This is a genomic window from Streptomyces sp. NPDC048623 (genome assembly GCF_040650755.1).
Classification (GTDB): domain Bacteria; phylum Actinomycetota; class Actinomycetes; order Streptomycetales; family Streptomycetaceae; genus Streptomyces.
In genome coordinates this window covers 189,837-196,549 of sequence record NZ_JBEZHV010000015.1, presented here as the reverse complement: position 1 = coordinate 196,549, position 6,713 = coordinate 189,837, and the positions used below count along the sequence as shown (strand labels likewise).

7 protein-coding genes are annotated in these 6,713 nt (G+C 73.6%); 5 read left to right on the top strand and 2 right to left on the bottom strand.

Annotation, left to right across the window (positions count from 1 at the left end):
• Positions 1-103 precede the first annotated feature (103 nt).
• Positions 104-814, bottom strand: coding sequence for a Tat pathway signal sequence domain protein (locus tag AB0C73_RS22600; RefSeq protein ID WP_362532927.1), 711 nt, complete (start codon positions 812-814; stop codon positions 104-106).
• Between the two features lie 424 nt (positions 815-1,238).
• On the opposite strand from AB0C73_RS22600, the gene AB0C73_RS22595 reads away from it, so the two are divergent.
• The 3 genes from AB0C73_RS22595 to AB0C73_RS22585 all read left to right on the top strand — a co-directional run bounded on the left by AB0C73_RS22595 (position 1,239) and on the right by AB0C73_RS22585 (position 3,369).
• On the top strand, positions 1,239-2,018 hold the full coding sequence (locus AB0C73_RS22595) for a TetR/AcrR family transcriptional regulator (protein WP_362532924.1): 780 nt from the start codon (positions 1,239-1,241) through the stop codon (positions 2,016-2,018).
• A gap of 191 nt (positions 2,019-2,209) precedes the next feature.
• Positions 2,210-2,866: a DUF6230 family protein gene (locus tag AB0C73_RS22590; protein ID WP_362532921.1), complete on the top strand. Its 657-nt coding sequence runs from the start codon at positions 2,210-2,212 to the stop codon at positions 2,864-2,866.
• Between the two features lie 2 nt (positions 2,867-2,868).
• A complete protein-coding gene (locus tag AB0C73_RS22585; protein WP_362532919.1) occupies positions 2,869-3,369 on the top strand; it encodes a DUF6114 domain-containing protein in 501 nt (166 codons plus the stop codon).
• Positions 3,370-3,427: 58 nt separating this feature from the next.
• On the opposite strand, the gene AB0C73_RS22580 is transcribed toward AB0C73_RS22585, so the two are convergent.
• Entirely contained in the window at positions 3,428-4,597 is a 1,170-nt protein-coding gene (locus AB0C73_RS22580) for an alpha-hydroxy-acid oxidizing protein (protein ID WP_362532918.1), read from the bottom strand.
• Positions 4,598-4,946: 349 nt separating this feature from the next.
• On the opposite strand from AB0C73_RS22580, the gene AB0C73_RS22575 reads away from it, so the two are divergent.
• Both AB0C73_RS22575 and AB0C73_RS22570 read left to right on the top strand, forming a co-directional pair.
• Positions 4,947-5,453 carry an NUDIX domain-containing protein gene (locus tag AB0C73_RS22575; protein WP_362532915.1) on the top strand — a complete coding sequence of 169 codons (507 nt, stop codon included), beginning with the start codon at positions 4,947-4,949 and terminating at the stop codon, positions 5,451-5,453.
• Positions 5,454-5,795: 342 nt separating this feature from the next.
• On the top strand, positions 5,796-6,668 hold the full coding sequence (locus AB0C73_RS22570) for a DUF6585 family protein (RefSeq protein ID WP_362532914.1): 873 nt from the start codon (positions 5,796-5,798) through the stop codon (positions 6,666-6,668).
• Positions 6,669-6,713: the final 45 nt, after the last annotated feature.

Below are 6,713 nucleotides of genomic sequence, written 5' to 3'. Positions count from 1 at the left end.
CCGCCCAGGCCGGGACGGGCAGGAGCGAGAGGCACCAGGTGTGCCGGTTCGCCCAGCAGCCGCACGCCTCCATCTCGGGTCGCCGATTCCGCCACCGGTCCGGTCATCGGTCAGGCAGTCGATTCCGTCGCCGGTCCGGTCGCCCGCACCGCGGCACGAACACGGCCGGGCTGCCGGCCTGGCTGGTGTCGAGCACCGGGCCGTACTTCGCGCTGAAGTAGCCGCTGCCGGGACACGTACCCGGGCCGCTGTACTTGGTGAAGAGCTGGTTGCTGAAGGTGAGCGAGTTGTCGGCGTTGTCCGGGGTGGCGGTGAGGCTGCCGGCCCGGTAGACGCAGGTCGAGGTGCCGAGGATGGTGTTGACCTTGAGGGTGGTCTGGATCGGACCGGCGGCGCCGGCGGTGACGGTGAGGCTGCCGCCGGAGCTGACCGCCGCGTTGAACGGCAGGTTGTTGACGGTGATGCTCTGCACACCGGTGGCACCGAGGATGTTGGTGGTGCAGTTGCTCAGGGTGTGAGCGGTGACGGTCTCGGTGGCGGTGCCGGGCGCGGCAGGGTTGGCGGTGGCCGTGGCCGTGAAGGCCGAGGTGTTGCAGGTGATGCCGGTGCTGCCGCCCGAGGTGGTGGCGATCCGCGCCTGGGTACCGGTGGCGAGGGAGGCCGACAGGACGTCACCGACGGCCACGGCGGGGCCGCCGGAGCTTCCGGTGGTGAGGACCTCGCCGGCCGCGGCGGTCGCGGAGGCGGAGGCGGTCACCGCGAGAACGGCGGCGACGGCGGCACCTAAGGCAGCGGAGAGAGCACGCTTGTCCATGGGGGTTCCTTTCGCACGAAGGCGGAGGGTGAGAGAGAACTCGGCGGATCGCGTGGCTGCGCGGGCCCGTGCGCACAGGGGACGTACGCACAGGGGGAGGTACGGGAAGACGCGCGCCGCGCGGGGGATCACGTCACGCGCACGGGCCCGGGCAGAGCGGGGCGTCGATGCGATGACGTGGTGACGCGGCGGCGCCGGTGCGACGACGACCACCGCCGGAACGGTCCGGCGCCACGGATCTCCGGCAGCGGTGTCGCGATACGGGGTGGAGCGTAATACTCGGTGTGCGGTGCGCGATGGGGCGCATCCCGTCCCACGGGGGTGCGGCTCCATCGGTGTCCGCCCGCGGCACCGAGAGGAAAACCCACGAGGGTTGTAATCCTGGCGAGTATGTGACGTCAACAACCGCAGAAGGATGTGGCCGATGACGAGCGTTCGCGGCGCCGAGGAGGAACTGGTCCTGCCGGGGGCCCGCACGGGCCGCGAGCCCGAGCGCTCGCTGCGCCCCGGGCCGCGCCGGCTGACGCCCGAGGAGGTGGCCTCGCGGCAGCGGGAGCGACTGCTCGACGGGGTGGCCCGCACGGTCGCGGCCAACGGCTACACGGGCGCGCGGATCAGTGACATCTGCCGGGCCGCCGGAGTGACCCGTCCGGTCTTCTACGAGCTGTTCTCCGGCAAGGAGGACGCGGTGCTCGCCGCGTTCCGCGGCGGTACGGAGACCGTCCTGCGGGCCATGCACCGGGCGTACGAGGAGACCGGCGGCGCGGTCGACTGGCCGGCGGCCGTACGGGGCGGGCTCGGGGTGCTGCTCGGTCTGCTCGCCCGCAATCCGGCCTTCGCCACGATGGTGGTGGAGATCGAGTCGGTGGGCCCGGCGGGGCGCCGGGCGCGCGCGCAACTTCTGGCCAGTTTTCGACTGTTCTTCGCGGACGCGCCGCCGGGTCCGCCGGGGGTGCCGCGGGCCGAGCTGGTGGACACCGTGGTCGGTGCGGTCCACGCGGCGCTGCTGCGGGCGGTGGACGAGGGGCGGTTCGGCGACGGGACCGGGGCCGGCGGCTGCGTCGACGGCTCGGCTCCCTCCGGCGGCTCCGGTGGCTCCGGCGGCTCCGGTGAGGGGCTCGGCGCGCTCCTCGACGTGCTGGTGCATGTGGTCGTGGCGCCGTTCAGCTGCCCGGTCCCGGCCTCCGGCTCCTGCCCGGATTGAGTGCTGATTGATCGTCAACCTCGATTTGTCACTGGGTAGTTGACGCCGCTTATAACGACGCGTACGGTCCGTTTCGGTTCCCTGCGGCACCGCCGCCTCCGCACGATCCCGGGAAGACCCAGGTGGATGGGGAACCGTCCGCGCCAGGACGTCGCCGCGCTCCGTTTCCTCATCCATGTCAGGAGCAACGCATGGCCCTGCCCGAAGGCACCACCGAACCCGACGCGACGCCCGCGCGCGCCGCCGAATCCGAGAGACGCGGTGGGGTCCGCTACCGCCGCGCCGCCCTGATGGGCGTCCCCGCCTTCCTCGCCGCCTCGACCCTGGTGGTGCTCACCGCCTCGGGCGCGCTCGCCGCCCAGTTCGCCATCTCCGGCATGCCGTTCGTGGTCCACGCGGACTCCCTGGAGGGCACCGGCTTCGGACAGTTCGGCGCGCTGGACAACATGGCCGAGGGCAGCCCCAACGCGGGCGACACCGGCGGCCAGGTGCTGGTCATCGTGACCGCGATACGCGAGGCGAAGCTGACCAACCTGTGCCAGAGCGTGGAGCTCGGCGGCACCTATCTGCACATCACCGCCGGCAACAAGGGCACCCCGGTCCAGGCCTCCGGCCTCACGACCGACTCGACCGACATCACCGGCAAGGTCGCCGACTTCGACAACATCGAGATCGGCGGCGACGCCAGCACCTTCGAGAAGCCGCCGGTCAAGGGTCCGCTGGGCTCCTTCGGCCAGCAGGCGGACACGGTGCGGCTGAACGATCTGCGGCAGACCAACTACGCCACCACGGCGGTCCGCTTCACCCTGCCCGACCTGCACATGAACTTCAGCTCGGAGGGCTGCTGACGATGACGGCGGGCACGGACGAGGCCGTGGCGGACACCCCGGGCACTCCGGGCACTCCGGGCAGCCCGGCGGCCACGCCGTCGGACGGCCGCCGGCACCCCTGGCGCGCCTTCCGGCGCTGGCGGCACCGGCGGCCCTTCGGAGCGGGCCTCGCCCTGGCCCTCGGCGGCGCGGAGATCCTGCTGACCCAGCGGGCCAGCATCTCGGTGGTCCTCGCCGCGGGCGCCGACAGCCTGGCGGGTTACGTCCTGCCGATGGTCATGGCGGTCTGCGGGCTGCTCATCGTGTTCAACCCCCGCCAGCGCCTGTTCTATTCGGTGATCGGCGTGCTCGCCTCGCTCGCCAGCTGGGTCACGTCCAACCTCGGCGGCTTCTTCGTCGGCATGCTCCTCGGCCTCGTCGGCAGCTCGCTGGCGTTCGGCTGGCTGCCCGACCGGCCGCGCCGCCGCCGTTGGCTGCGCCGGAACCGTACGCGTACCCCTGCCGGTACGCCGGCGGAGTAGGCGCCCGGCGACAGGTACCCACCCTCACGTGGGTACCTGTCGCCCCGCCGCGCCCCGCCTACGGGAGGCGCCGCAGGGCTCCCTCGGCTCGGAGGTCGGCGAGGGTCGGGTAGCCGTCCACCGCCATGACGAGGTCGGCCTCGGCGAGCAGTGAGCGCAGGACGTGGACGATGCCGTCGGTGCCGTCGAGGGCGAGGCCGTACGCGTACGGGCGCCCGACGGCGACGGCGGTGGCGCCGAGGGCGAGGGCCTTGACGACGTCGGCGCCGCTGCGGACGCCCGAGTCGAAGAGGACGGGCAGTCCGTCGGCGGCGGCGACCACCTCGGGCAGGGCGTCGAGGGCGGGCAGTCCGCCGTTGGCCTGGCGGCCGCCGTGGTTGGAGCAGTAGATCCCGTCGACGCCGCCGTCCCGGGCGCGGCGCACGTCCTCGGGGTGGCAGATGCCCTTGAGGACGATCGGCAGGCTGGTGAGTGAGCGGAGCCAGGGAAGGTCGTCCCAGGTCAGCGGGTTGCCGAAGATGCCGGTCCACTCCAGGACGGCGGCCTGCGGGTCCTCCTCGGGGGCCTTGGCGAGGCGGGCCCGGAAGACCGGGTCGGAGGTGTAGTTGGCGAGGCAGTGGCCGCGCAGCTGGGGGAAGTTGCCGGTGGCGAGGTCGCGGGGGCGCCAGCCGGTGATCCAGGTGTCGAGGGTGACGACGATGCCGCGGTAGCCGGCCGCCTCGGCGCGCCGGACGAGGCTCTCGGCGAGGGCGCGGTCGGTCGGGGTGTACAGCTGGAAGAGGCCCGGGGTGTCGCCGGACGACTCGGCGACCTCCTCCAGGGGGTCGACGCTCAGGGTGGAGGCGATCATCGGGACGCCGGTCCGGGCGGCGGCGCGCGCGGTGGCGAGGTCGCCGTGGCCGTCCTGGGCGCACAGGCCGATGACGCCGATCGGGGCCATGAGCAGCGGAGTGGGCAGGGCCATCCCGAACAGGTCGACGGTGAGGTCCCGTTGGGCGGCGCCGACCATCATCCGGGGCACCAGGCCCCACCGGTGGAAGGCCTCGGCGTTGGCGCGCTGGGTGCGTTCGTCGCCCGCACCGCCGGCGACGTACGACCACACGGAGGGCGGGAGCGCGGCTTCGGCGCGCCGTTCGAGTCCGGCGAAGTCCATGGGGAGCTTCGGCAGGGTACCGAAGAGTCCGTTGAGGTAGATCTCGTTCTGATAGTCGCCGAACCGCTGGTTCATCGTGCCCTTCGCCCTTCGCCTGCCGACCGGGTCCCCCTGGGCCTCGGACGCTACCGTCCGGTACGGCGGTTGGCCATGGTCCGGGTCATCGACGCGAGGGGGGACACCTGGGGTCGGCCGATCGGTCGACCGGGGCGGGCCGAGACCGGCCGGAGCATGGACAGCGACGGTCGAGGTCGGGACCGCCCCGTACGGCCTGGTCGTCGGGGCCGACGGGCGGGCGCCTCCACCCGGCCCTGGACTACCAGACCGGTTGTTGCGCGGCGGGCTGAGCTCCCAGCGTCCTGCCGCTGTCAGTGGCGTGGTGTTGGGTGGGGACGTACGTGTACGACCCCGGCCGAGGAGTCCGATGAGCACCGCCGTTCCCGCCCCCGACCGCGTCCCCGCCGACCGCAACGCCACGCCGCCGCCCGCCCACGCCTCGCTCGGCGCGGGTGTCGTCGTCACCGACCCGGCGGGGCGGGTGCTGCTCGGGCTGCATCACTCCGGGGTGTGGGAGCTGCCGGGCGGGAAGGTGGAGCCGGGTGAGTCGTTGGAGGTCGCGGCGGTCCGTGAACTGGTCGAGGAGACCGGCCTGGTGGCCGAGCCCGTCGACGTGGCCGTGCTCGGCCTGGTGCTCGACACGGCGAGCTCCGACGCGCTGACCCGGGTGACGGCGGCGACGGTGGTGGCCGCCCACACCGGTGTTCCGGCGGTCAGCGAGCCCGACAAGATCGCCCGCTGGGAGTGGTTCGCACCGGACGCCCTGCCGGCGCCCCTGTTCCATCCCTCGGCGCAGACCCTCGTCTTCGCCTACCCCGGACTCCCGCTCCCCGAGGGCCCGTTCCACCGCTATCCGATGGCGCCCAGGGCCTAGGCAGCGCCGCCCGGGCGGGTCGCGGCGGTCAGGAACATCGGCAGGGCGACGGAACGCGGTCGGCGCGGGCGTGGACGAGCCGGCGGTTGAGCGCGGTCCCGTCGGGGAAAGGCAGTTCGTCGGCGGACGCCTGATGGAACGGAAGCCCGGGGTGGCGGGCCCGCGTCAAGAAGTGCGTAGGTGTCGGAGCGCAGCCGGCGCGGCGGACGCCGTACGGACGGCGGTGGTCCTGCGGAGCGAGGAGGCCGGGCTCTCACTTCCGGCGGGTCCTCGCCACCGGCCTGGCACGGAGGACGGGGCGCTGACATCATGCGGTCGGGAACACCGTCGGGGGGATGCGCAATGGAGCGGCTCGACCGGGTGACGGTGCCGCCGCCGGACGAGGCGGCGACACGGGCCGCGCGCGAGGCGGGGCTCGGGGTGTATCTGCGGGCGTTCCGGGCTCGGCACGGGGACGACGGACGCGCCTTACGCCTGCCGGCGCGCCGCTCGCTGCCGCTTCTGCTCCTGGCCGGCGCCGGCCTGGTGGTGCCCGCGCTGGCCACCCGGTGGGCGGGGCCCGGGCTCGGGGTGCCGCTGCTGCTCGTACCGTTCGGGGCGCTCGGGTGGTTCCTGTGGCACGCGTTCCGCACGCCGGCGCCGCGGGCGCTGCGGCCCGGGGAGTACGTGTATCTGTACGAGCGGGGCCTGGTGTGTCCGGGCGAGGGCGGGGCGGTCCCGCGGGCGGTGCCCTGGCGGGCCGTCACGGCGATGCACCAGGACGTCACCCGCACCTCGGTGAACGGCGCCTACACGGGCACCCACTACGCGTACCGGCTGCTGACCGGCGGGCAGCGGCCAGGGGTGACGGTCGGCGGGTTCCTCGACGAGGAGAGGGTGGCCCGCCCGGCGGACTCGCAGATCCGCGAGCTGGCGCAGATCGTCCTGGACGAGACGGTGCGCCGTGCGCTGCAGCCGGCGGTGACCGCCCTGGAGGCGGGCGAGCGGGTGGCGTTCGGCGAGGTGGCACTGGACGGCGCGGGTCTCGTGCTGCCGTCGGGGACGGCGCCGTGGGAGCGGGTGCGGGGCTGCGAGTGGCGCGGCGACGGTCTGGTGGTGGTGCGCACGACGGGTGCGGGCCGCTGGGCGCGGGAGGCGAAGGACATCCCCGATTTCCCGGTGTTCTGGGCGCTGGTGAAGGAACTGTTCCCGCAGGCGCGGGAGTTCCGCCGCTGAGGTTTCACCCGAACGAGTGTCTGGTCAATTTCCACTTCTCTTGGG

Excerpts from the sequence above, each read along its gene's own strand:
- AB0C73_RS22580 (WP_362532918.1), bottom strand. The coding sequence starts at position 4,597 with ATGAACCAGCGGTTCGGCGACTATCAGAACGAGATCTACCTCAACGGA.
- AB0C73_RS22600 (WP_362532927.1), bottom strand. The coding sequence starts at position 814 with ATGGACAAGCGTGCTCTCTCCGCTGCCTTAGGTGCCGCCGTCGCCGCC.
- AB0C73_RS22585 (WP_362532919.1), top strand. The coding sequence starts at position 2,869 with ATGACGGCGGGCACGGACGAGGCCGTGGCGGACACCCCGGGCACTCCG.
- AB0C73_RS22570 (WP_362532914.1), top strand. The coding sequence starts at position 5,796 with ATGGAGCGGCTCGACCGGGTGACGGTGCCGCCGCCGGACGAGGCGGCG.
- AB0C73_RS22590 (WP_362532921.1), top strand. The coding sequence starts at position 2,210 with ATGGCCCTGCCCGAAGGCACCACCGAACCCGACGCGACGCCCGCGCGC.
- AB0C73_RS22575 (WP_362532915.1), top strand. The coding sequence starts at position 4,947 with ATGAGCACCGCCGTTCCCGCCCCCGACCGCGTCCCCGCCGACCGCAAC.
- AB0C73_RS22595 (WP_362532924.1), top strand. The coding sequence starts at position 1,239 with ATGACGAGCGTTCGCGGCGCCGAGGAGGAACTGGTCCTGCCGGGGGCC.